Origin of the sequence: Methylobacter psychrophilus (assembly GCF_025583945.1) — a bacterium.
In the GTDB taxonomy this organism is placed as follows: Bacteria; Pseudomonadota; Gammaproteobacteria; order Methylococcales; family Methylomonadaceae; genus Methylobacter_C; species Methylobacter_C psychrophilus.
In genome coordinates, this window is sequence record NZ_JAOEGU010000054.1 from 1 (window position 1) to 26,256 (window position 26,256).

15 protein-coding genes are annotated in these 26,256 nt (G+C 41.1%); 8 read left to right on the top strand and 7 right to left on the bottom strand.

From position 1 onward, the window contains the following. Positions 1 to 250 precede the first annotated feature (250 nt). The 6 genes from N7974_RS17225 to N7974_RS17250 form a co-directional block, all read right to left on the bottom strand. Positions 251 to 1,039 carry an OmpA family protein gene (locus N7974_RS17225; RefSeq protein ID WP_262966810.1) on the bottom strand — a complete coding sequence of 263 codons (789 nt, stop codon included), beginning with the start codon at positions 1,037 to 1,039 and terminating at the stop codon, positions 251 to 253. A 12-nt stretch (positions 1,040 to 1,051) separates the two neighbouring features. Further along, positions 1,052 to 1,447, bottom strand: a complete 396-nt coding sequence (locus tag N7974_RS17230) for a DUF4398 domain-containing protein (protein WP_262966811.1) — start codon at positions 1,445 to 1,447, stop codon at positions 1,052 to 1,054. Positions 1,448 to 1,755: 308 nt separating this feature from the next. Further along, complete coding sequence (locus tag N7974_RS17235; RefSeq protein ID WP_262966812.1) at positions 1,756 to 3,630, bottom strand: ATP-binding protein; 1,875 nt, start codon at positions 3,628 to 3,630, stop codon at positions 1,756 to 1,758. Further along, positions 3,621 to 6,506: a hybrid sensor histidine kinase/response regulator gene (locus N7974_RS17240; RefSeq protein WP_262966813.1), complete on the bottom strand. Its 2,886-nt coding sequence runs from the start codon at positions 6,504 to 6,506 to the stop codon at positions 3,621 to 3,623. The genes N7974_RS17235 and N7974_RS17240 overlap by 10 nt, the downstream gene beginning before the upstream one ends. Before the next feature lie 175 nt (positions 6,507 to 6,681). Continuing rightward, on the bottom strand, positions 6,682 to 9,162 hold the full coding sequence (locus tag N7974_RS17245; protein WP_262966814.1) for an EAL domain-containing protein: 2,481 nt from the start codon (positions 9,160 to 9,162) through the stop codon (positions 6,682 to 6,684). Then, on the bottom strand, positions 9,159 to 12,014 hold the full coding sequence (locus N7974_RS17250) for a hybrid sensor histidine kinase/response regulator (RefSeq protein WP_262966815.1): 2,856 nt from the start codon (positions 12,012 to 12,014) through the stop codon (positions 9,159 to 9,161). The genes N7974_RS17245 and N7974_RS17250 overlap by 4 nt, the downstream gene beginning before the upstream one ends. A gap of 436 nt (positions 12,015 to 12,450) precedes the next feature. Here N7974_RS17250 and N7974_RS17255 point away from each other — a divergent pair, with 436 nt between their 5' ends. The 3 genes from N7974_RS17255 (at position 12,451) to N7974_RS17265 (ending at position 19,453) form a co-directional block, all read left to right on the top strand. After that, entirely contained in the window at positions 12,451 to 13,305 is an 855-nt protein-coding gene (locus N7974_RS17255; protein ID WP_262966816.1) for a SphA family protein, read from the top strand. Positions 13,306 to 14,002: 697 nt separating this feature from the next. Next, a complete protein-coding gene (locus N7974_RS17260) occupies positions 14,003 to 18,688 on the top strand; it encodes a CHASE domain-containing protein (protein WP_262966817.1) in 4,686 nt (1,561 codons plus the stop codon). Positions 18,689 to 18,958: 270 nt separating this feature from the next. Next, entirely contained in the window at positions 18,959 to 19,453 is a 495-nt protein-coding gene (locus N7974_RS17265) for a Spy/CpxP family protein refolding chaperone (RefSeq protein WP_262966818.1), read from the top strand. Positions 19,454 to 19,989: 536 nt separating this feature from the next. Here N7974_RS17265 and N7974_RS17270 read toward each other — a convergent pair. Further along, positions 19,990 to 20,397, bottom strand: a complete 408-nt coding sequence (locus N7974_RS17270; RefSeq protein WP_262966819.1) for a bacteriohemerythrin — start codon at positions 20,395 to 20,397, stop codon at positions 19,990 to 19,992. Between the two features lie 1,234 nt (positions 20,398 to 21,631). Here N7974_RS17270 and N7974_RS17275 point away from each other — a divergent pair. The 5 genes from N7974_RS17275 (at position 21,632) to N7974_RS17295 (ending at position 26,070) form a co-directional block, all read left to right on the top strand. After that, positions 21,632 to 22,213 (top strand): GNAT family N-acetyltransferase, encoded by a 582-nt coding sequence (locus N7974_RS17275; protein ID WP_262966820.1) that lies wholly within the window; start codon positions 21,632 to 21,634, stop codon positions 22,211 to 22,213. Positions 22,214 to 23,142: 929 nt separating this feature from the next. After that, positions 23,143 to 23,538, top strand: a complete 396-nt coding sequence (locus tag N7974_RS17280) for a response regulator (RefSeq protein WP_262966821.1) — start codon at positions 23,143 to 23,145, stop codon at positions 23,536 to 23,538. Between the two features lie 419 nt (positions 23,539 to 23,957). Continuing rightward, positions 23,958 to 24,713 (top strand): response regulator, encoded by a 756-nt coding sequence (locus N7974_RS17285; protein ID WP_262966822.1) that lies wholly within the window; start codon positions 23,958 to 23,960, stop codon positions 24,711 to 24,713. Between the two features lie 68 nt (positions 24,714 to 24,781). After that, positions 24,782 to 25,657: a protoglobin domain-containing protein gene (locus tag N7974_RS17290; RefSeq protein WP_262966823.1), complete on the top strand. Its 876-nt coding sequence runs from the start codon at positions 24,782 to 24,784 to the stop codon at positions 25,655 to 25,657. Positions 25,658 to 25,689: 32 nt separating this feature from the next. Continuing rightward, the gene (locus N7974_RS17295) at positions 25,690 to 26,070 is read left to right on the top strand and encodes an STAS domain-containing protein (RefSeq protein WP_262966824.1); all 381 of its coding nucleotides are present in this window, start codon (positions 25,690 to 25,692) and stop codon (positions 26,068 to 26,070) included. Positions 26,071 to 26,256 lie beyond the last annotated feature (186 nt).

Sequence of the window (26,256 nt, forward strand, 5' to 3'; positions counted from 1 at the left end):
CTCAGCACATACTGATGCCGGTATTAAATATCGGTTTGCCCGACAGCTTTGTTGAGCAAGGTACCAGAGAGGAGTTGCTGGCCATTTGTGGGTTGGATGTTCAGGGAATTACTACCCGAATTGAGACCTTCTGCGCTTAGTAGTGGCTATATTAGGTGATATCCGGGAATGATAAACAGGAGGTAAGTTGCCTTAAGTTTTGCTTCGACTCGATCCAGTCCGTTTGATCGCAGTCGAAGATTACTAAAGTCTATCGTGATGTTATACGACCATTTTCGTCAGACAGGATAATTTCTACGCGTCTGTTCAATTGCTGACCGCCGGAATTGCTATTACTGGCAACCGGGAAACCTTCACCATACCCGCTCTTGTTGATACGGTCGCTGGCAATTGACATATTCATCAAAGCCATTTGTACGGCATCTGCGCGTCGATAAGAGAGTTCCTGATTATACTCATCGCTACCACGACTGTCGGTGTGGCCTTCAACTGATACTTTATATTGTGGATACTGGTTAAGAAAATCAGCCAGCTTTTGTACATTTCGTATACCACCTGATTTCAATTGCGCCTTATTTGTGCTGAATAATACATCACCCAGTGTAATCATCATACCGCGCTCGGTTTGTTGGGCGTTTAGTGCTTTAAGCTGGGCTATTTTGGCATTAGCTGCATCGACTTCAGCCGTTCTGGCATCAAGACGAACTGTTGCACGATTGGAACCGGCCTCGGCTACGGCTAATTCAGCAGTTTTTAACTCGGTGGTTTCTTGTGCGATGTTTATCTTCTGCATGGCTACGTAGGCGAGATGATTAACGGTTTCAGTATTTTCATCTTCACTAAAGGCGTATTCTGCCTTATTTAAAGTGTCATTCGCATCTTTCAATTCAAGCGGGGCCAGATTGGTAATTTGTGGGTTAACTCGTGCAATGTTGTAATTGCTGCGTGCTTCCAGAAGGGATTGGTTAGGCACCGTACTACAACCGGAAATAATTGCGACAGCGATTAGGGTCAAAGGAAAATAGCGATTTTTTTGCATGATGAACTCCATTTATAATTGTTGGGCTTTACGATCCAGTTCTTGGCGCAGTATGCCATTGCCTTTTTGCAATGCACTGGCGGCTTCCTGTGCTTTAACCGAGCGTGCCGTTGTTGCGGCTAATTGCGCATCAACTTGTGCCTGTTCTGCCAGTTGCCGGGCGAGTGCATAGTCTTCCTCTGTCATGGCTCGTTCGGCAGCATCCATTTTATCCATTGCTGACTTCATGGGTAATGGTGCAAACTGATTTCCTCCAGAACTGGTCGCATTATTTACAGCAACTTTGGAAACGGCCATCTGTTCTGTTGGTGGAAGGCTTGCGCAACCTGCTATAAAAACTGCACCTACTGTCATTGCGCGGATGCCGCACATCATTTGATGTGAGCTAAGGTAGTTTAATTTTTTCATTATTTTTCCTTTGAGTTAAACGTCAAACACAATCGTTGTAATAGTTCTGTTAAGCGGAATAAAAATAACCGGTTTTAAAAACCATTGGGGACAATTAGACACTTTTTCAGACATGTACACCGTTCGTTAGCGCACATATTGATTTTTAGACGTTAAATTTATTAAGTAATGAAAATTAATTAATTTGGATAAAGGCACTATTAAGAACGTGCATGGGATAAGATGTTCAACTTGAAATACAAGCTCCGATTATCTATCAATAGATAATCACCTGTGGTGAAGCTTGTCAACGAATGGGCTTGCTTAAGTTAACTAGTGGGGTTTTTAAGTATGTTTGCCAAAATACATCTGGCATTTGGATAATCATAATGCATCAGAAAATCCGATAGTTTTTGATATTCTTGTAATTGATTTCTATCTATTGCGGCATGTATTTTGTTAAGTAAAGCAATATCGATATAAGTATTTTCGATTAACTGCGTATCGAGCTCTTGCAATAACAGGGTAATGTCATCTTGTAAAACAACGCTTTTATGCTGACTATCAACATGGTGGATGCACGAAAATTTATTGATGCTTTGCATGGTGCCTGTAAAAAGGGTCTTCCAGCTATCCCAGGTTTCCTTCTCAATACATCTGTTTTCAAGTTGAGTCTCAAATTCTTTGGATAAGTCAGAAAGCTTGATTGCTCCAATATCAGCGGCAACAATTTTTATTTTTTGTAACTGTACCTTTACCTCATCAAGTTCATTTCTATGTATATTTGCAGATAATTCATCAATAATAGATAAATAATCCTCTTTGAATACAGTAAGCATGTAACATAACTGCGATGACTCGTCATTGAGTAATAATAATGGTTTATGTAGATCAAAATCGGTTAATTGATTCTTTACCGGAGCCTGAATTGGCAATAACGATGAGCTGCAATGAAGCTCCCTATTTAAAGCAGCTTTGACACAGGATTCGCCGCGTAGCCATAAGGTAAACTCAGCAACGCTACCTTCTCCTATCTGGCTGGACACATCGATGGTTCCGCCCATCAGGCCAACCAATTGTTGACAAATTGCAAGTCCCATTCCCGTTCCGCCAAACTTACGGGAAAGTGAAGTATCAGCCTGCGTAAAAGCCTGAAAGAGTAACTCAAGGCTTTCTATAGGAATTCCTATACCGGTATCTCGTACCAAAAAGCGGATGGCAAACTGGTTCTGCTCTTGTTTGATGACATCAATGGTTACCTGAACTTTACCACGTTCGGTAAATTTAATGGCATTGCCTATGAGCTTGGTCAAAATTTGTCGAATGCGCTGCTCATCGCCCCAAATAATATCGGGGACTTTATGATCAATCATTACAAATAATTCCAATTGTTTATATTCAATTGAAGCAGCAAAAAGATCAGTAAGGACTTGCAATAGTGTTTTAATTGAGAAAGCTTGGTCTTTAATTTCAATTTTTCCTGATTCATTTTTGGAAAAATCAAGAATGTCATTGATGATAACTAACAAGGATTGTGATGACAGCTTAATTTGAGTCAGGTAACGTTTTTGTTTGGGATCAATGGCACCGTCTTGAGCCAATTCTGCGAGGCCGCTAATTGCGTTAAGGGGGGTGCATAGCTCATGGTTCATGTTTGCTAAAAATGCCCCTTTGGCATAGTTAGCCTGTTCCGCTTGTTCTTTAGCGGCAACAGCGCTGCCCAGGCTGGATTGTGCCAAGCGTAATTCTTGTAATGTCATTTCCAATGCTTGGCTGTGGCGCTTTGATTCCTTGTACAACAGGCGTACTTCCAGCATATTGTAGATGCGCGTTAGCACTTCAGTCTGATCAAACGGCTTGGCGATAAAATCTTTTGCTCCGAGTTGCAGTGCAGCTATTTTATGACTCGGTTGGGCAGTGATCACTAAAACGGGAAGATATTCATTCTGTTCAATTTTTTTCAGTGCTTTTATTACCTCGAAGCCATCCATTTCAGGCATCTGCAGATCAAGCAGAATCAGGTCATAACGGTTGTTTCTATAGAGTTCACAAACCTCGCGGCTATCCAACGTAGAGGTGATTGTTGTATAGTTGGCACGGCGCAGTATAAGTTCAAGAAGAAGCACGTTGGACTTTTTATCATCAACGATCAGTATATTGGCGTTAAAAATATCGGTTTTATGATCACGCAGTTTTATTTGCAAAGGTTGATCTCCTTATTTGCAAATTCCAGTGCCTCGTCTAGTGTACTGAAAAATTCATTCACTTTAACCGGTTTGGTCAGATAACGAAAAAAACCGGCCTCCAGGCCGATTTCAATGTCGCGTGGTATCGCATTGGCACTGATAGCCACCACCGGGATGTGTGCAGTTGTTGGATCTTCGCGCAATATTTTTAGTACTTCGATACCGCTGATACCTGGCAAATTGATGTCCATCAAGATTACCTTGGGCTGAAATTTCCGGGCAATTTCAATACCCATCAGGCCATCTCCTGCACTCAACAGTTTCATATCGGGGCGACGGGCAATTAATTGCTCGACAAGTTTCAAGTTGGCCGAGTTATCTTCTACATAAAGTAGTGTATGTAATATCGTATTGTTTTGAAATGGGATTTGAACAACTGTCAGCGCAGATTCAATGATCATGTTGCTTAAATATTGTGATGAGGTCGATGCAATAAGTTCAATCCAGAATACGCTACCAACTCCGATGGTGCTTTCTACGCCGATGACACCTCCCATTAGTTCGACCAGTCGTTTTGTCACTACCAAGCCGATGCCGGTACCTTCTGTGGCACCGTTTTCCTGTCCGAGACGATTAAATGGCTGGAACAGTTGTTCCATTTTTTCTGGAGATAATCCTGCACCGGTATCAGTGACGCTAATACGGATGCGTTCTGGTGAACTTAGCGCAACGACAACGGCGACCGTTCCGTTTTTCTGGTTGTACTTGATCGAATTGGACAACAGATTAATCATAACTTGCTTGACTCTCGTTCGATCGGCTTGAACAAAACAAGAAATATCGAACTGAGGGAAAGTCATATGAATTCCTCGTTTTTGTGCCTGTGGTTCAATCATGGTTTGGCATTCAAGCATAACTTCAGCCAGTGACACTGATTCCAGTAACAAAGACACTTTACCTGATTCGATTACTGCGAGATCCAGGATTTCGTTAATCAGATCTAACAGATACCATCCTCCATTGAGAATTTGTTCAATACTCTCCATTTGCGAGGATGTAGGCGGAGGCAAATCCGATTCCATTAATTGAGCGAAACCCAGGATAGCATTGAGCGGACTACGTAATTCGTGACTCATACTGGATAGAAAATCTGATTTTGCCTGGTTGGCTTTTTCTGCTGCGGACTTGGCATTGGTTAGGGTGATCTCAACTTGTCGACGTTCGGTGAGATCACGGGTTAATTTGGCAAAGCCGCGAAGATTACCGAGATTATCTCGAATGGCAGTGTAAACTACGTTAGCCCAGAAACTTGATTTATCTTTGCGAACCCGCCAACCTTCATCCTCAAAGCGACCGTTAGCTATCACTGCGTCCAAGTCACGTTGAGGTTTGCAATGAATGAGGTCTTCTTCAAGATAAAACTGTGAGAAGTGTTGTCCGACGATATCTTCCGCAGTATACCCCTTGATCCGCTCAGCACCGGCATTCCAACTCATAACGCATCCCGCTGTGTCAAGCATTACAATAGCGTAATCGGTCACGCTCTCCACCATCAAGCGGAAGCTTTCCTCAGTCCAGCGCAACTTTTCTTCTACATGTTTGCGTGCGGTGTTGTCGGTACTAATCAACAAATAGCCGATGATGGCGTCCTGCGCATCGCGTAGTGCCGTGACCGAGACCACCGCCGGAAACCGACTGCCATCCTTGCGGATATAAGTCAGTTCGTAGATGTCCTCAATGCCACGAGAGGCCTTAAATACCAATGCTTCAAAGCCTGGCATAATCGGGGTTCCGAGTTCAAGGCTTAAGGATTCGGCGCGCGCTATTACTTCCTGCGGATCGGAAATATCGGCTGGTGTGATCTTGTTCATCACTTCGGCGGCCGTATAACCCAGCATCTGCTCGGCCCCGACATTAAAAATCTGAATGACGCCATTGGCATCGGTGGCGATACTCGAGAAGTTGGCGCTGTTAAAAATGGCGCTTTGCAAGGCTCCGGCCTTGAGTAGTTCTTCTTCGGCGTGCTTGCGAGCAGTGATGTCGCGTGCTGCGGCGAACACGCCCAGTACATTACCATTGGCATCCCGATACAGACTGGCATTATAGAGTACGTAGGTGATTTTTCCCGAGACATGACGAATCGCTAAAGGATAATCTGTTACAAAGCCTTGTAAAAACGCTTGCTCATAACCTTCTCGGGCTTTCTCTGGATCGCTAAAATATTCAGCAAAGTCGCTGTTGATAAGATCATTTCGAGATACTCCCGTCACTTGTTCCGTAGCGGCATTAACATCGGTTATCTTGCCCTGCGCACTAATCATAACTAACGGATCCTGACTTGCTTCAATCAAGCTGCGAGCGTATTGTGAGGCAGCCTGAATGGATTCTTCTGCATGTTTACGCGCAGTGTTGTCGGTACCAATCAATAAATAGCCGATAATGGTATCTTGTGCATCGCGTAGCGCTGTGACTGATACCACTGCCGGAAACCGACTTCCATCCTTACGGATATAGGTTAACTCGTAGATGTCTTCGATGCCGCGTGATGCCTTAAATATCAACGCTTCAAATCCAGGCATAATAAGGGTTCCGAGTTCAACGCTTAAGGATTCGGCGCGAGTGATCACTTCCTGTGGATCAGAAATGTCGGCCGGCGTAATATTGTTTATTACTTCGGCGGCGGTGTAACCCAGCATCTGTTCGGCCCCGACATTAAAAATTTGTATGACGCCATTTGCGTCGGTGGCGATACTCGAGAAATTGGCGCTATTGAAAATTGCGCTTTGCAATGCACCTGCTTTAAGTAGTGCCTCTTGGTGGTAACGCTCGATAATGCCATTCATTGGGGCGGCATGGTCATCGTGTGTGAGTATATCAAGTGTTCTTTCAGACATGGGCGTATCTACTGGTTCTGATTGTGGTAATGTGATGGTTGAGCGTAACTTCTCCATCAGGATTATGGTTGTCTACAATGTTGGCGCAAAAAACAGTCTGGACTTAGTATTGTTATATGCACTTATAATTAGTCTTTTGAAATTGATATAATAAATACAATATCTGCTCTAAAAATTAGATGGTATAGTTTGCATGGATCAATGCATCATCATTAATATTTTGTCGCCACGTATCTTCTTGTAGCCACGTATAAAATTCATTTGATGCCATCGGTTTGGCAATTAAATAGCCCTGCGCAATGTCGCAGCCCATCTCTGCAAGGGCAGTATACTGCCGGACTGTTTCGACTCCCTCAGCGACAATTTCACGGGAAAATGTTTTTGCCAAAGCAATAATGCCAATAATCATTGCATAGGAAACTTCATCGTTAAACATATCCCGCACAAAAGATTGATCAATTTTGATAGTGTCGGCAGGTAATTTACATAAGTACGTCAATGAGGAATAACCCGTACCAAAATCATCCAGTGCAAAGCTCACGCCCAATTTTTGTCCAGCTTGTATTATTTTTATTGCAGAATCAAGATGATCCAAAGCCGCTGTTTCTAAAATTTCTATTTGTATTGCGCCTCGAGAAAGTTCAGGATATTGGCTAAGTTGTTGTTGGAAGTTAATTATAAAATCGGGGGCTTGCAAATGATTGGCACAAATATTGATTGATATTTCAAGTTTCAGTCCTTGTTGATACCATTCGTGCTGTTGGTTTATGGCTGTTGTAATAACCCATTCACCCACAGTGATCTCCAGATCAGTTTGATAAATTTGGGGCAGAAAATGAGCTGGTGAAAGAATCCCTCGCTTAGGATGTCGCCAGCGGATTAAGGCTTCTGCCCCCATGACGGCATTATTATGAATATTAATTTTGGGTTGATAGAATAACTCAAATTCGCCATTTTCCAGAGCCTGACGAATGCCTTGCAATTCATCGTTTAAATGACATATACGCTGATTTTCAGCGACATCAAAGAAATGATAACCGTTTTTACCTGATATTTTCGCGGTACACATGGCTTGGTGCGCGTGCCGTAACAGCATATCCTGATCATCGTTATCATGCGGATAAATCGTCACGCCAACGCTGGCGGTAACCCGGTAAATAGCATTGATATCTTTTGCAATTGATGTCAGTACTTGTTCTACCAGCACTGTGCATTCCCGAACATTGTGAATACCTTGGAACAAGATGACAAACTCATCGCCGCCGACCCGTGCAACCGTATCCATTTCTCCCAGTATCTGACTGATGCGCTGTGCGCATTCAATTAACACCATATCCCCTGTTGTCGATCCCAAGTTATCATTAATCAATTTAAAACCATCAAGATCCAAATAACAGATTGCCAGCGAACCTTGTCCGCTATCGCTTTCTGCAATCGCCCGCTTGAGCTGCTCGTCTAGTGACAGGCGATTAGGCAGACCGGTTAAACTATCGTAATGGGCAACTTTTTTTAGATCATTTTGGTGTTTTTTAAGCATCGTCATGCCACTAAACACGCCCAAATAATGTTCAGGATTATCTTGTTCATCATTTATCAAGGTTACCGAAAGCCATTCCGGTAATAAATCGCCATTTTTTTTATGGTTAACGATTTCACCCTGCCATTGACCGTTGCCGATAAGACACTGCCACATACTGTTGTCAGATCCTTCATCCGGGGTTTCAAAATTCTGCAAGCTCATTTTGTTATCCAAAATATCCACTTTTGAATAACCGGTCACTTTTTTAAAGCTTGGATTAACATCCACTATCTTGCCTTGTAAGTCTGCGATTACAATGCCTTCAAGAGAATTCTCAAAGACTTTTGACAGTAATCGCAACCGGGTTTGTGCCTGCTTACTTTCGGTGATGTCGACACCCAGACTTAACACGGCAATAATTTTGCCATTGACATCATAAAATGGTGATAATTTTAATTTCAACAAGCGCCGCGTACCTTTGATGCCAACAATATGTACTTGCAATTCTTGATTTTTACCTGTTAGCGCTACTTGATTAGCAAGGCTATAGTTATTGCGGTCAAGTTCATCGATAAATTCCAGGGGAGGTTGTTGATTGGCCTGATACAGGCTTTGACATTCTTGCAAAGCCAAACTGACATTATTAAGCAACAGCCATTGATGATCTGGCGACAATACCGAAATAGCCAATGATGCGTTCTCAATTATGCTGGATAGAAAGCCGAGATTTTGGGTAATGCGTTTCCGGGATTGCCCAAGCTCAATATGAGCTTTTATACGTAATTGGGTGATTAATCGATTTATAGGCTTGGTTATATAATCGACCGCACCTGACTCAAAGCCTTCATTTTCTGATTGAGGGCCGGCTGCTGTAACAAAAATCACCGGTATATCCTTGGTCGCCGGATTGGCTTTTAGTTGCTTGCACACATCAAAACCATTCAGGGTAGGCATCATAATGTCCAGTAATATCAGGTCAGGTTGCGGATCTCGCATGGCGATATCAATAGCTGTTTTACCGTTAGTAGACACTTTTACCTGGTAGTCTTTATTTAATAAACCGGCAAGCACATCAATATTAGTCGGTTCGTCATCAACCACGAGCACTATGGGTTTACCTGGAACTGAAAAAATCACGTTACTTCTCCTTGCACGGAACTAATAATATTTGTCAAAATGCGCCTGGCTTCTGGATAATCGAAATGCTTTAGACAGTTTAATAATTTTTGATGTAGCCGGTTTTGGTTTTTGCTTAGCGCAGAGTCTATTTTTTCTAGTAATTCACTGTTTATATAAGCATTTTCAATCAATAGCGTATTGAGTTCTTGTAATAATTGGTTGATATCTTCGGATACAGCAACGCTGACATGTTGCCTGTCAGTTTGAATGCCAACAGGGGATTTCTCGGCTAGCTGTGTTGGTAGTTCAGTACATCTAAAGTTTTCTTGTGTAGTTGTCTGAATCGCACTGAGTAGCCGTGAGGGAAATACAGGTTTGTTGATCAGGGCTTTGGGCTTGATGCTTAAATTCGCCGAATATAAAGAGTCATGATAATGGCTGTTTGTTAACAGAATTATTTCCGGTAGGGATTGTAGTTCAGCGCTTTCTATGGCCTGAACGATAGACCAGCCATTTACTTGCCATATCTGACCATCCAGTAACAGTAAATCGAAAGGTCGCGAGTATTCCCAAGCTTGCTGCATTTCAATTATCGCCTGTGAAATCGATAAGACCCGAGTAACCTTGCATTGCCATTCTTCCAGATAATACTGCAACACCATACAGGACGTAGGGTTATCATCAATTAACAATATCTGTAATTCGGACTGAAACGTTGTATTAAATGCGTTATGTGCACTTTGTTGAGTGCGTAGCTCGAGGGTGAATTCAAAGGTACTGCCTGCCCCTAACTGACTGGATACATTGATAGTGCCATCCATCATATTAACCAACTGTTGACACACTGCCAGTCCTAATCCCACTCCTTCAAATTTACGGGAGATTGATATATCTGCCTGAGTAAAAGTCTGGAACATTGAATCAATGTCGTCTGTGCAAATGCCGATGCCGGTATCTCTCACTGAAAACCGCACTGCACGCTGATTGTGTTCTACTGCAACATCGACTGTTATCTGAATTTCGCCATGCTCGGTAAATTTGATCGCATTACCGATTAGTTTGATCAAAATTTGTCGAATGCGCCGCACGTCGCCAAAAATTATAGGAGGAACCGTATGATCAATTTTTATAAACAGCTCCATCTGTTTGTTTTCAATAGAATGTATAAAAATATCAGCAAGACCTTGCAACAGCTCTTCGATTGAAAACGCCTTATCTTCAATTTCAATTTTGCCAGCATCGTTATTGGAAAAATCAAGAATATCATCGACCATAAGCAACAAGGATTGTGAAGATTTTTGAATTTGAGTCAAGTAACGTTTTTGTTTATTATCAACAGTACCGTCTTGGACCAACTCGGTCAGTCCGGTAATTGCATTCAGGGGAGTGCGTAGCTCATGGCTCATGTTGGCCAAAAAAGAGCTTTTTGCATAGTTAGCCAGTTCTGCTTCCTCTTTTGCACCAACCAACTGTTGTTCGGCATTTTGTAATTGATCTGCCGTCAGCAACATTTGCTCGACCGTTGATCTAAACTCATTAACGTTGTAGTCTGGTGTCTCCGGCTTAAAATTACCCTCGCCAATTTGAATTGCCATCTTTTTTATACCTTGCAGCGGGTCTGATATTTCATGGCTTAAGCGCTTGGCTCGTTGATACAAAAAAATAAAAAACAATAGGTAGAAAAAAAACAGGCTGCCAATTAAATACCAACCAATCATGGTCAATCGTTTTGATAATTCTGTTGCAGGTTTGAAAACTTCTTTTTGCGGAGCAAATGTCACTAAACGCCAACCTGTGCTAGGTAATGTTTTACTGGCGACCAGATAAGGTTCATTGAAGTCAACAACAGCGACGCTGGACTGGTTATTCGTTAAGGCTTTTACCAGTTGCCGCATATCAGTACGATGATAGATATTAAAATCATCGGGCTTAAATGTTTGCTGCCGGATGGCTTGGTCATAATGATGGACTGTTAGCTCGTGTAGATTAAACAGTTTTTCAGCCTGTTCCGGAACCGCCAATAACATGCCGTCTTTGCTAATCAGTACTGCAAATCCCTGCCATGGAATAGACAAAGCCAGTACCTGTTTGATAATCGTGTCGAGCGTAATATCCAGACCGACAACCCCTTCAAGAAAATTGCCGTTATAAACAGGTGAAATAGCCGAGACCATCCAGCCTTGCCCTGCGGGATCCAAATAGGCATCTATCCAGCGTGTTTTACGTTCCGGATTATGTGTGGCATCTGCTTCGTAATAAAAACCATAAGATGGAATATTCATCTTTGGGGGATATTGGCTCAACACATCAAAATACGGCCAAATTCTATTCAGAGAGTCGTAACTATTAAAGTAAGCTTGAACCGTCAGGATATTGATATCGACAATACGGCGCAACATTGGATCAAGGCGAGCGGTTCGGGCAATTTTTTGTTTTTTTTCCTGATTAATTTTAACAAAACCGCTAAAAAACACAGCGGCTCCGCCATCGTTAGCTCGGGTATAAAGTACACCATCATCGGTGGTTGCATAACGGCTAGATGATTCGATTTTTTGATTTGCCGGTTGATTAAGAACATCTTGGGTTTCTTGTCTGAGTAATTCTGTCAATTCCGTGACCCCGGCTAATTGGTACTCAATCGCCTCAGCTTGATTCTCGACCAACCTTGATAATTCGTTGTTTGCCACATTTTGCATAGCAGCAATATTTTCAGTTCGAGACCACCCGTGAGACACCATATAGATAGCGAGTAGCGATAACTCAATTAATAACAGTGGCGTCAGTGCAGCACGGATAAAAGCGCTTAATACCCACTGATGCAAAAATATACTTTGCGCTGACTTTATAGAAGAAAGACGATTTCCAAACATGGCATAACTAAAATTTTAGCGAAAAAAAAAGCAGGATGATCTTAAAAACTGCAAACTTAAGCCGGTGCAGATAACATCATTCAAATTGATGTTATTTGTGAAATCATCCAGCTTTAAAATTGGAAGCCATCTATAAAAGATACTAAAAAATAGTTCTTTGGCTTTAAGCATTTTGGCTGGCGAGCAATGGCTTTGAAGTATTATTGAATTTTTTCGAGCCAAGTATCGATAATTCTTTTGATGGATTCATTGTTGAAAAGTACCTTAATACTTTGTTGTATTTTCGATATTTTAACTAATTTTTTTTGTTTGTTCCATTATATTCAATTTAAATTTCTATATTTGCAATTAATATAGTGCTAATTTATTATTGTGCCAGTAATTTTAATTAATGCAGCATGTTATATATATCATGCAGCTTCGTCTTGGTTTTTTTATGAAACACTTGGTCTTTTTGCTTCTCGGGTTAATACTACAACCCTCTCTATCCAGCGCTACTGAAGCAGGTGGTAGTAATTATTTACCAGGATTTTATGGCGATTTTGGGATGGCAGTTCTTCCAGATCAGGGAACCTATTTTAATAACTTTTTTGCGGCTTATCAAGATACAAAGTCAGAAACTGGAACACTATTGGAAATGCCCGGTATTATTCATGTGACCGATCAAAAAGTACTGGGCGGTCAATTTTTGGCCGGACTTTATCCCGGATTACTGGTAAGCAAGGATCACAGTGGCTCTAATAATTTTGATCGCGTCGGACTCGGTGATTTTTACCTTGTACCTGGCGGATTAAACTGGAAATGGGATAATGTTACGGCTTTGTTGTTTGAAGGGATTGTCGCGCCGACCGGTCGGTATCAGAAAAATGATTTTAATACCGGCCGTAATTATTGGACATTCGACCACAATCTGATGCTCACTTGGGGACTTCCTGGAAATAATGAGATTTCAGTCGATATAGGTTATATGAATAACCTTATAAATCCGGCTACGGATTATAAAAGTGGCGACGAATTTCATTTTGATTATACGGTAGGACATTATCCTGTGAGTGCTTTAGGACTCGGTATAACGGGCTCCTATTATAAACAAGTCACTAAAGATACAAGTTCGCAATCGCTTAGCGTTGCTGAGTCAGGGGAAGCATCCAGTATAGGTCCGGTTGTTATGTACACACCGCACATTAATGGTCAGGATGTTACCCTGTCATTAAAATGGTTGCGCGAATTTAATGTGACAGGTCGCGCCCAGCAAGAATATATTGTTTGCCGAATTTTTACGTCCTTTTGAAAAAAGGATAACCGTAACAAACAGGGTTTACGAAAGAAAAAACGCCAGGATTCTGTCCGAGAAGCATAGGTATCTACACAAGTCCTACGGCTCCTTCTCCAAAGGGAGAGCGAAGCGAGGGTTCCAGGTTGATGAGGAATGTAACTGCTTGATTTTACTCGCCTCGGCAATTGCTCCTGCATTGCTCTACCTCCTGCATCCGTGCAGTCGTCACCCCAGCCCTCTCCAACAAGAGAGGGAGCTTGGCGCTTCTGCAACTCATTGTTTTTATTATGAGGAAAAGTTGTGTAGATAGCTATGCCTAGAAGCGGACTTGTAGCAACGGAAAGCTATTTTGAGTCAGATTTTTTGGTCATTTGAGAAGTCTAGGCAACTCAATTGCTACTGCTCGTTTCTTTACTTGGTTCAAGCAGTTTATCCAAACCCACGACTATTATTAAGGTGCAAGGTTATATTTCTATATTTGCAGTTTATAACCATTTATTTTAGAATTATATAATAATTTTTATGCAAAATTTTATTTGCGGACAGCTTAATCACAATTTACTTATGAAACAGTCTTTATTGGACTAACGTTGTCACCAGACCTACCCAGCGCTACTAAAACTGGCAAAAATTACATTTTTATTGCACTATAGTACATTAATAGCAAGTATATTTATGTGTTCGTGTACCAGGTTCATATTACCAAATTCATATGTCTAAAAATAACGATAAATCTGGTTTTTTATTGTCACCAGCAGTAACATCGGGACTATCTTTGTCTTGGTTGTTACAAATTATGGGCTTGGCAGCCGCTTACTTTATAACTGGAAAACTCGGCAGTTATCTGGCTATCCCACCAGGCTATGCAACAGCTATCTGGCCACCTTCCGGCATTGCCTTGGCAAGTATTTTGATTTATGGAAACCGTATCTGGCCGGGTATATTTATTGGTTCGTTTCTTATTAATCTTTCAACCTCATTGATTGCGGATATCCCCGCAGAAAATTTTTATTCAGTTGTTATTACTCTCGCCATTGCTGGTGGATCAAGTTTGCAAGCACTTGTTGGTGCTTATTTACTTAAACGTTTTGCCGGTTTTCCAAATTCGCTTAGCAGAGAGAAACAAGTGTTTTTGTTCTTGCTTTTTGGCGGGCTTTTCAGTGCCCTGATTAATTCAACTATCGCAGTCTCGACCTTGGTCGCCATTGGACGAATTCATGTAGAAAATTTCCTGATCAATTGGGGAACCTGGTGGATGGGCGATGTGTTAGGAATATTTATTTTTACCCCGCTGATTTTTGTCTGGCTGCAGCAACCAGGAGAAAGCTTGCGTAATAGGGGCTATGCAATAACCCTACCCATTATCGCGATGTTTGTACTGACAACGATCGCTGTTTTTTATGAGTCACAAAATGACAGCAAGCGATTAAAACTTGAGTTTGATCAACATGCCTTGGAGTTGGCGCTGGCATTTAAAAACTCGGTTGCTAGCCATGTGAATGTACTACATTCTCTCGGAGGTTTTTATGCGGCTTCAGCAACGGTTAATCGACAAGCATTTAAAGTCTTCGTAAATCAGTCATTAGAAGGTTTCCAAGGCATACAGGCGCTGGAATGGAGTCCTGTTATTTTGCCCGCTGAACGGGACGCGTTTGAAAAAAGTGTCAAGCAGGATGGCTACGAAAACTTTCAGATTACGGAACGGGATGTTAATGAAAAAATGGTGCGTGCAGGCAATCGATCCCGATATATCCCCATTACGTTCCTTGAACCTTACCAAGGCAATGAAAGTGCCTTGGGTTACGACTTCAATTCCAGCCAAGAACGACGAGAGGCACTTGATAGGGCAAGGGACACCGGAGATTTGGCGATTACCGCCAGGGTTAACTTGGTTCAGGAGAAAAATAAACAACATGGACTGGTTGCGTATAGACCCCTTTACCGTAAAGGCCTGCCACACCAAACTCTGGAAGATCGACGTAACAATATTGAAGGTTATGTCGTTGGCATATTCAGGGTCGTGGACATCATCACCGCTGCATTCAAAAATCTAAATACAAATGAACTCACCTTTCGGCTTATTGATGAGAGTGCCCCGGTAGCCGAGCAGTTGTTGTTTCCGCGTAACCAGAACGAACAGCCTACACTTGTTCAGCAAGAAGCAGGCGTGATTGGAAGAAAATTTTTGTTGGTGAACAGTTTAGTTCTTCCTGTCGGGGGACGCTCATGGCGGATTGAGGTTATTCCCACCCAAGATTATTTTGCTCATCATCGCTCAAGTAATCAAGGGCTTATTTTATTGGCGGGACTGATACTAACCAGTTTGGTCGGTGCATTTGCTATGGTCTCCTCCGGTCGTGGTTATCTGCTTCGGAAGTTGGTGGAAGAGCGCACATTGGAGCTCTCGCAAAGTGAGCAGCGTTTTCGTCTCGTTGCCGATGCGGCCCCCGTACTGATTTGGTTGGCGGGTACTGACAAGCTCTTTTTCTGGTTCAATCAAATCTGGCTGGACTTTACCGGCCGATCTATGGAACAGGAAGCTGGCAACGGTTGGGCAGAAGGAGTTCATCCTGATGACTTACAGCATTGTCTGGCTATTTATAGTAGCCATTTTGAACGTCGTGAACCGTTCCATATGGAATACCGACTGAAGCGTAACGATGGCGAATACCGATGGTTAGATGATCACGGGGTACCCCGCTTTGATGCTAATGGCGTTTTTACAGGTTACATTGGTTCTTGTGTCGATATTACTAAAATACGCCAGATACAAAGCGAGTTACAGGCAAGTCATGACCAGTTTATTGCGTTATCCCGACAAGTTCCCGGGATGGTTTATCAATTCAGGCTTTTCCCTGATGGCCACTGTAGTTTTCCGTTTGCCAGTGACAGTATCAAGGATATTTATGAACTTACCCCTGAACAGGTTAGTGCAGATGGCTCATCAGTATTTGCGATTTTGCATCCGGATGACTACGATCTAATTGTCACCAGTTTTAAGACGTCTGCTGACACCCTGCAAACTTGGCAGATGGAATACCGGGTTAATTTACCGATAAAAGGTCTGCGTTGGCTGTCCGGTCTGGGTCAGCCAGAAGTACTGGACGACGGTAGCACCCTCTGGCACGGGTTCATCTCTGATATCACCGAGCAAATTGTTATCCGAAATGAGGCTAACAAAACCAAAGAAGCGCTGGAGAGTTTGCTTTCTGCGGCAACCAATATCAGCATTATCTCGACGGATACGCAGGGTGTATTCACAACCTTTAATCGTGGTGCCGAGCTTATGCTGGGCTATAGCTCCGAAGAAATGGTTGGCAAGCAGACCCCCGCTATCATCCATGATCAGCAAGAAGTTTCACAGCGTGGGCAGGAGTTGGCGCTTGAGTTGGGGAGGCCCGTTTCCGGATTTGAGGTTTTTGTTAAAAAGACCGGTCAAGCAGGGTATGAAAAACGGGAATGGACTTATGTTCGTAAAGATCAATCAACCTTAACCGTTTCACTTGCGGTGACTACTATTCAGGATCAGAACGGCGAGATTACCGGTTATCTGGGTATTGCCGAAGATATTACCGAACGTAAGCAAAATGAAGTCTTGGTCTTATTGGCTAAAGAACGGGCGGAAGCATTAGCCCAGTCCAAGTCGGAATTTCTCGCCAACATGTCACATGAGATCAGGACCCCGATGAATTCAATCATCGGATTATCTTATCTGGCATTGGACAAAGACATACCGGACGATACACGGGATTATCTGAAAAAGATTAACAATTCCGCCAATAGTTTGTTGAGCATACTTAATGACATCCTTGATTTTTCCAAACTGGAAGCTGAACGTTTAACTATTAATCAAAAGATCTTCACTCTTGATGAGGTGATGGATAATCTCAGTAATCTATTTACAGTTAGTGCAGAGGAAAAGCATCTTCAATTTATTATAGTTATTGCGGCCAACGTCCCGCGTAACTTGATCGGCGACACACTCAGGCTGCAACAGATTTTAATCAATTTGCTGAGTAACGCGATCAAGTTTACCAATCATGGCAGCGTTACACTGACTATTGCGCTACAGCAACTTGATCAGTTGCAAGCCCGGTTGTCATTTTCTGTCACGGATACCGGTATCGGTATATCAAACAATGACTATGACAAACTATTTAAACCATTCAGTCAGGTGGATAGCACGATCACCCGGCGTTTTGGTGGCACCGGTCTCGGACTGGCCATTAGTGATAAATTGTTGCGGTTGATGGGGGGCGAGTTTTTGGTAACCAGCACGCCTGGACAAGGTTCTGTCTTCAGTTTTGAACTTGTTCTAGGACTGTCGGCTATCTCCGATGAGCACAGCTCACAAACAGATGGCTGGGACATGGCCCATTTAAACCGATTACTTGCCGGTACCCGAATTCTGGTGGCGGAAGATAATATTGTTAATCAGCAGGTTATACAGGGCTTTCTGGCGCTGTCAGATATTACCGTAGAGATAGCCAATAATGGTAAAGAGGCGCTGGCATTATTGGAAATTGGAGAATTTAATGCTGTCTTGATGGATATTCATATGCCGGTAATGGATGGTTTTGAGACAACGAAACTGATCCGTAGCCAAACACGCTTTGCAAAGCTACCGGTTATCGCGTTGACAGCTGGCGTCACGAAAAAGGAACAGCAAAGCTGTTTGGCTGTAGGTATGAACGCTTTTATTGGCAAACCTATTAATCCCGAAAAATTGATGTCGACACTGGTGCAATGTCTAAAACTTGACGGGCGAATTACCGTAGATACAGAAATTGTAGAAGCAAGCGAACAAAAGATGTCAAATATTGATGATCTACCGGTTTTTGACTGGCACAATTTATTATTGATGCTGGATAACGATCAAGAACATTTAACGCGATTGTTGCTTGCCTTCATGGAAAATATGAAAGATATACCTGACAAAATTGTAGCTATGGTCTCTGTGGGAGATTTTATCTCGGCTGAGCAATTGCTACACAATATTAAAGGGACATCCAGCAACATCGGTGCCATGCGACTGCATAAGGCTTCTGAAGCACTGGAAACTGAACTAAACGGAGCGTTGTCAGTAGTGACGTTCAACACTTTTAAGGAAGTGTTTAACCAGACAATGTCCGTCATCGCAACACGGGATTTGCCTGAAGAGATACTCCCGACTACTGGCGGTAATATTGAAATGCTAAAGCATGCCGCTGTCGAACTTGACGAATTACTTAAAGAAAGTAATTTTATTTCTGACACATTGCTGAATTCACTCAAGCCCTATCTGGCCATTGATCAACTTGGCTTGTTTAGCCAATTAGCAAAACTGATCAATGCATTTTTATATGATGAAGCACGTGAGATTCTGCGACAGCTGGTAGAGTCACCTGATAATAAATAAATCTGGTAGTGTTGCTTGAAGTAGTTTTTTTTGGAGAGTGTCCATAATAGGGAGAAATGGTCAAGCGGTTGAATAGTAGTTTTCTTCTGAAATTTTAGTCATTACGCTGGTTGTGCAGCTATATGTTACTGGAATAGTCGATTAAAAATTGCACATTATTTGCACATTTTTTTCAAACTGTTTGCATTTTTCATGGTTAAAGTAGTAACCAAGAACAGGAAGTCACTGTTCTGTAAATTTAGCCGATCCCAATTATTTTAGGAACCAACCATGAAACATACAATGAGAATTACTCTACTTGCATTTGCTATATCAGGTCTGTTGGCAGGTACGAACGTACTGGCTGAAACAGTAAATGCCGCCAGTATTGATACCTTAAAACCGGCGAATGAAGAATCCAAAAAGTGTGATCATATGGGCAGGCGAGACAGACAGCAGGCAGCACTTAAATCAGATCTAAAGCTCAGTGCAGATCAAGAATCTGCCTGGAATGAATGGGTTGGCAAGATCAATGAGGATCGTATGAACCGGGATGAGAAGCGCAAGCGTGACGAATTGTTAACTGGTTTATCTGCGCCTGAGCGAATGGAAAAGAAACTGGCTTTTGCCAAAGAACATATTGCCAGGGAGGAAGTGCATCTGGCAGCCACCAAGATTTTTTATATCACACTGTCACCCGAGCAGCGCCTGACCTTTGATAAAGGTTTTGATGTCAAGAAGCACCACGGTCATTTGGGCAAGCCCGGAAAGCACGGCGATAAATAGGCGCTTGGTGAGATATAGATTTTCAGATAAATAATTTCCATGTTGACAGATACCATCCCTTCAAGGGATGTTATCTGTATGAGCTTACAGCGATATGAATTGGAAGTTTAATTTCTGAAAGTCTATAGATGATTTAAGTGAAGCGCTGACTTTGTTCAGCTTGAAACCAGAATCCGTGTTCAAATCAAATCAGGATAGGTGTTCAGCTTGGATCAGAATATGCAGACCCAGGGGCTGATCAATATGAACAAAAATATCGTGAACGTGTTATCAAACAATTACACAGGCGAGCTGCCGAATTTGGTTTCGTATTAAAAGATATTGAGATGTTTCTTAGGAAGGAATAATAATGGATTTAAATGATGCCATCCTAAGCCACACAGAGTGGAAAATACAATTTCTTAAGGCTATTTTAAAACAAGAACAATTGGATGATTTTAGGTGTAGAGCCCCTTAATTCAGATCAATTTATTTTTCAAAAATTAATCTCAACAAATTAATTTTAACTTTGAAAAACTGCATTAATCAGCACTTTCTTAGTGAACGCCTTTAGATTTGAGGTAAGCTGCAAATTTTTTGTCTGTCTCAAGAATATGGTGTTGTAACCAGTCTTGTAAGAAATGCATGGTTTCCATAGTAATATGAGTATTTCCAGTTTTCAGTTTCTCCTGCAAACTGACAGCGGTATTTACAAGGTCGATATGCTGGCGTTTATGAGTTGTGGAATACGGGTAATCATACTCCTGCATCAGTTGTTCTTCAGTTTCGAAATGAAAACCCGTATATTCGATAACCCTATCGAGTACCTTACACATTATTTCAGGGGCATCGCCTGCCACCATATGGGCATGTAGTCCATTAATGAGCTGAACAAGTTTTTGGTGTTGTTGATCGATTATCTCTACCCCAACTGCAAGTTTGTCGCTCCAAGTAATTAAAGACATAATAGTATTCCTTGATAGTTATCGGTTTTTTGATTGTATTCTATATTGAGCTGATACAACAACATTTTTGTCCGAAACCGTTCGGTTCCGTACAGGTTGTTTCTATGAATTTCCCACCTTAAAATCCTAAATTGAACGGTGTATTTGATGATCACGATAACACCAAAAACAGATTTTCACGCTTATAAGTAAAAATGGCATAAATGTAGGCATGATAGGTGTTACGGATCACTACTATCAATTGGCGGGTAAGGTGCAGTCGCACCCAAAAACCAAAGGTTTTTTTGCTTGCAAAACAGGAGGTGTCCATATACGGACGATTATGAATGACTCTTAATGGCTGTTACTTGATGCTCACTATTTCGAGTTTGACTCAATGGTTTAGCTTTCCGGTGTTACTGCAATATCAACTTTTTGAATATCAGGATTTTCGAGAGTAACTTGTTTGACCAATGCGCCTAAATTTACGTCTAATAACTAACGTAAAATATCATCACCCTATATTCATCAATACTTCCAACCAATTAAGCTCAATGCTTTTTTAGTCATATCTTGCAAGAATAAGCATAAGTATCAGGATTGCACTTCGGAGATGAATTCACCTATAGATTTTCATATACATAATTTCCATGCTGACAGATACCATCCCTTTAAGCATAGGTATCTACACAAGTCCTACAGCTCCTTCTCCAAAGGGAGAGCGAAGCGAGGGTTTCAGGCTGGGATGAGGGGAATGTAACTGTTTGATTTTACTCGCCTCGGCAATTGCTCCTGAATTGCTCTACCTCCTGCATCCGTGCAGTCGTCACCCCAGCCCTCTCCAACAAGAGAGGGAGCTTGGCGCTTCTGCAACTCATTGTTTTTATTATGAGGAAAAGTTGTGTAGATACCTATGCCCTTTAAGGGATGTTATCTGTGTGTACTTACCGCGATTAAATTGGAAGTTTAATTTCTGAAAGTCTACATACCTTTTCGCTCAACTAGCAAGTTGCTTTTATAGAAAATCCTTGTATACCTTTATTACCATAAATGGTGTGGGTATTAAATTTTGTTAGGAGGAATTTATCATGAGAATATTAACCACGTTAGGCGTTTTTATTTTTTTGTTTTTATTGATGTTAATTAACTGTAGTCGTGGTTGTTCACCGGCAGAGTTTTCGGTAACTTTATTTCCAATAATCTTGATTTCACTTTTTATTTGGTACCGATTATCTGCCAAAAAGTCTGATTAACTATGGCTGACTTTTTTGATGTTCAAGTCATAACACTAATTGATTTAAGGTCAGATCAATACGGTCTTTTGGTATCAGATCTGGCAGAGATTATTTGTGAAGTATTCAGTGAGTCACCCTGGAACGAGAGCTTTTCAGCGGCAAGAATCATCTTTGGATTGGGTGTTGAAATGATGAGAAAGAATTCCATACTGATCATCGCAAGGCATAAACAAGAAGGTCATTTAATAGGTTATATGCTTGGTCAGGAGTTGGTTGTGGCGTCTGATGATCTTCGTAATCAGACTTTTTTTAAGATTTCCGGTGGCTATGCTTTGGATTTTCTTGCTAATAATAACCAGCGAACTTTTTATGTGGGTGGGCTGGGTGTAAGATCAAAATATCGTAGATTGGGTGTTGCAGAGCAGTTGTCTGCCACATTGATTTCGGAGTTATGCCGACATAAATTTGATTATCGGATAGGTCGAACAGACCTGCAAGCCCATGGAATGCGTAATCTGTATATTAAACAAGGATTCAAAGAGTTGCCCGTTCATGATATTAATTACCCAGAGCGCAGTTACTGGTTATTGTCGTTAAATTAATGCTTAAGAATGATGCTTTTGGTTGTATTTTTCAACTCAACTCAAACTTTCGCTACCGATCATCATGGAATTCGGCGATGCCGTTCATGAAATCAAAAGAGATATTGGCTTCCCAATTCTCATCAACCCTCGATAGTTGACATTCAAATTATCACGACTTCGACGAAAGTAAAGTCGCTGACCGACCCACAGTTGTGATTCGCCTTTAATTTTCAGATGACAGCTTACTCACATAAAGCTGTCAGTAACATTCCCCCGCTAGAATTTGAAAGCCGGAATTCTATAAGGAGACTGCTTAATAAATTATCCCATTTTACTTGACCATTACATGTAATTATGGCGCTATCGCCGCGTAAACTATTCGAAATATTGAAATATACTATTTGACTGGTAATATGTTTAGTGTAGAATATTTCACTTTTAAATTAAATTTTCTGCACATTATATCGATGTTTTTTTCTGAAAATGTAATGTATTATTTTTAATTAAATTAATTTTTCGGATAGTTATAGTAATTGGCACTTCACGAATAATAAGGCTTGTGGTGTTAATAGCCAATTAAACTTATGAAAAACGTAGAGTCGGATGTCGAATTAAATATTAACCAATTGAAATTAAAAAGTTAATTATTGGTGTTTTTCTTTTTCCATCAATGCGTCTCTAAGTAACTAACAACTATTACGTGTACTGACGACCAATCAAGAATTGGCAGCATTGAAGATGAAAATTTAAAAAAACAGATAACGTCCCTTAAAGGGGTTAAGGATTATTCTCTGTGTGAACTTACAGTGAGGTACATTGAATATTTAATTTGTAAAGGTTATATCTTAAAAAACCAAGTCATATTTTGCAAAAAACAATTAATCCTATTGCCGTATATCCATATTTACAAACGCTGAAATTAGAACAATATTTTGATTGCCAACATAATGAAAACAATACTAGTCGTTGATGATGATGTTTTTCAGCACCAAATAATCAATAATGCCCTTAGAGATGAAAGCTATAAAATAATTTCCAGGTTCAATGGCGAATCTGCCCTGACTTTATTATTTAGGGAACGTCCTGATCTCATTTTAATGGATATTAATATGCCTGATTATAATGGCATGGAGATACTGCAAAAGATAAAAAGTTATAAGCACCTTACTGGTGTACCTATTGTCATGATAACGAATATCCAGGCTAAAGATATGGTTATGGAAAGTTTACAAAAAGGTGCTGTTAATTATATCGTCAAGCCTTTTACGCGTTATTTGCTGATAGAAAAGGTAAGGGCTGCGTTAGCCATTGATGCCTCAGATCTGGAAAATACCAACAAATAAGCCGATAGATTTGATCTGTCAATACTTCGGACATTTTATGCCGTGATAGCGGTATAGGTTCGCTGCCTATCGATTTCCCCTGCCAGTTCAAAGCGCGAAAGTCTTTGACGTATTAAGCTATTGTCGTCGATGACTGCATATTTACATGCTGGAGGCTTCCTAACTATTTTTAATCGAACTGTCCGAAAATATTGTAGTTAAATTGAAGTCAAATAACTCTTTTAATTGCCAATTAAAAATACTATTTTCTTGATAATATGTGCAGTATATTTAATTTTTAAATTAAAAATTTAATTTAATCTTTTCTTTGGCGCTGATATTCATTGAGAAACTCAATCAACTTAAATTCTTATTGATTGACAGTCAAAATCAGCGACAAACAACACTCATTTGAAAAAAGAAGCGCTAACTTAAACATAATGAGCTTAACTTTAAAACCTACCGTTCTCATCATAGATGACAGTCCTGATGTTATTAATTTGCTATCGGGACTACTTAAAACTAGTTATAAGGTAAAAGCGGCTACTTCTGGCGAAAAGGGACTTACTATTGTTCAAAACGATAACGCTATCGATCTCATATTATTAGACGTCATAATGCCTGGTCTTTCCGGCTCCGAGGTTTGTAAGCAATTAAAAACCGACGCCAACACTGCGGATATCCCTGTCATATTTATCACGGCGATGAGCGATCTTGATGATGAGCTACAGGGTTTAAAACTCGGTGCGGTTGACTATATTACCAAGTCCGTCAGCCCTGCTATATTGTTGGCACGGGTAGAGAACTATTTAAAAATCAAAGCGGCTAATGACTTTTTAAAAGATAACAGTGGGTTTATCAAAGCACAGATCAGCAACAAATCCGACCAATTAACTGCCATCCACGATATAACCATCCTGCTATTAATCATGCTTGCCAAAACAGGTGACCATGAAACCGACAAGCCTATGCCGCTAAATACGTTTTATGTAAAGGCGTTAGCCGAGCATCTGCAAAACCATCCTCAGTTTAAATATTTTCTCACCGAAAAAGCCATACAAATGACAGCTGAGAGTCGAGGTACGCATTTTGATCCTGTTATAACGGATACCTTTATGGCATTAGCTAAAAGCTTTAGAGAAATTGCTAAATGCTACCCGGATAATAATGACTTGGTATTCAACCAACACTTTTAAATAAACTTAAACCGTATCATTCTCATAGCCTGCATCAACCGCACAATATCTAACAGGAAAATCTTATAATGCATGAAGACATAGAACAACTTAAAGATAAATTTTGTATCACTGCCACCGACACTGAACTCGTGCGTCAAGCCGGTACATTGCTGGCAGATTTTATGCCGGAATTTATTGAAAAGTGGTATGCATGGCTAAAGCAACAAGAAGAATTTTCACTGTTTTTTGGATCAAACAGCAGCAACTTAAAGCGGGTTCAAGAGCAGCAATCCATCCACTGGCAAAGTTTTTTTGTAGCACATATCAACGATAATTATATCAAAGAACGACGCCATATCGGCGAGGTCCATGCCCGCATTGGCTTACCCAATGATATTTATTTTGCAGGTATGTCTATTGCTTCTCAATTGTTATCTGATGAACTCTGGAATATCAAACCAATGCCCGCTAATATCGGTGCTATAGCCAATGCGCTAACAAAACATCTTTTTCTTGATTCTTACCTGGTCATAGACGAAATTGCCCGCATTCAAAATCTTCGTTTGTCCGAAAGCCATAAAGCCATGATGGAGATGTCAACACCGGTAACACCTATCTGGGAAGGCATATTGTTATTACCTCTGCTTGGCATCCTGGATTCAAGCCGTACCCAAGAGATCATGAATAAGTCGCTGTCCAAAATATCTGAAGAGCGCACCAAAGTATTTATTTTGGATATTAGTGGGGTAGCTTCGGTAGATACGGCGGTCGCCAATCAATTAATAAAAATTACCAAAGCCACTCAATTAATGGGGTGTAGCGCTATTATTTCCGGAATATCTCCAGCGATTGCCCGAACTATTGTTGAGCTTGGAGTAAACATTGGCGAAATAAAAACGACATCTACGCTACGTGATGCCTTCGAAATCGCCTTAAAACTGATCAACGTTACTGTTTCTTAAGTAAAACGTGATCGGTAATCAGTAGCTTAGCCATGAGTATCAATATGTCCGGACATAGCGGCGTTTCCATGAGTCGAATGAATGATCGATTGTCCGTCATTTTACAAGGCGATGTTGCACCGGAGATGCTGTCGGTATTGAGTACTGATATGCTTGAGTACATACAAATTAACAGGATTACTTTAGTTATTTTTGATATATCCGCAATCGCCATATTGGATCTCACTGAATTTAATGCCTTACATCGCATTGTGCTCATGGCAAAACTAATGGGCGCCCAAACCATTTTTACTGGTTTTAATTCGGGCATGGTAGCTTTTTTAATCTCGGCGGGTGCTGATATTTCAGGTATCAATACAGCCTCCGGACTTGATGATATAGACAGAGTCCTGAGCTCTTTGAAAGGCGATTAATGACTATGCTGAAAGAAAATATTTCTTCTACAAACAATCGCTTTATTATCGCTAATCATCTAGGTTCTGTTGACGTTTCACCAATCCGGTAGAATAAGTCGTTTTGAATGAAATGAAGCGGATAACATTAAGTGATGAAGAGTGGACTCGTATTTTGGCAAGCTTAAAAAAATTGCCTGGAGTTCA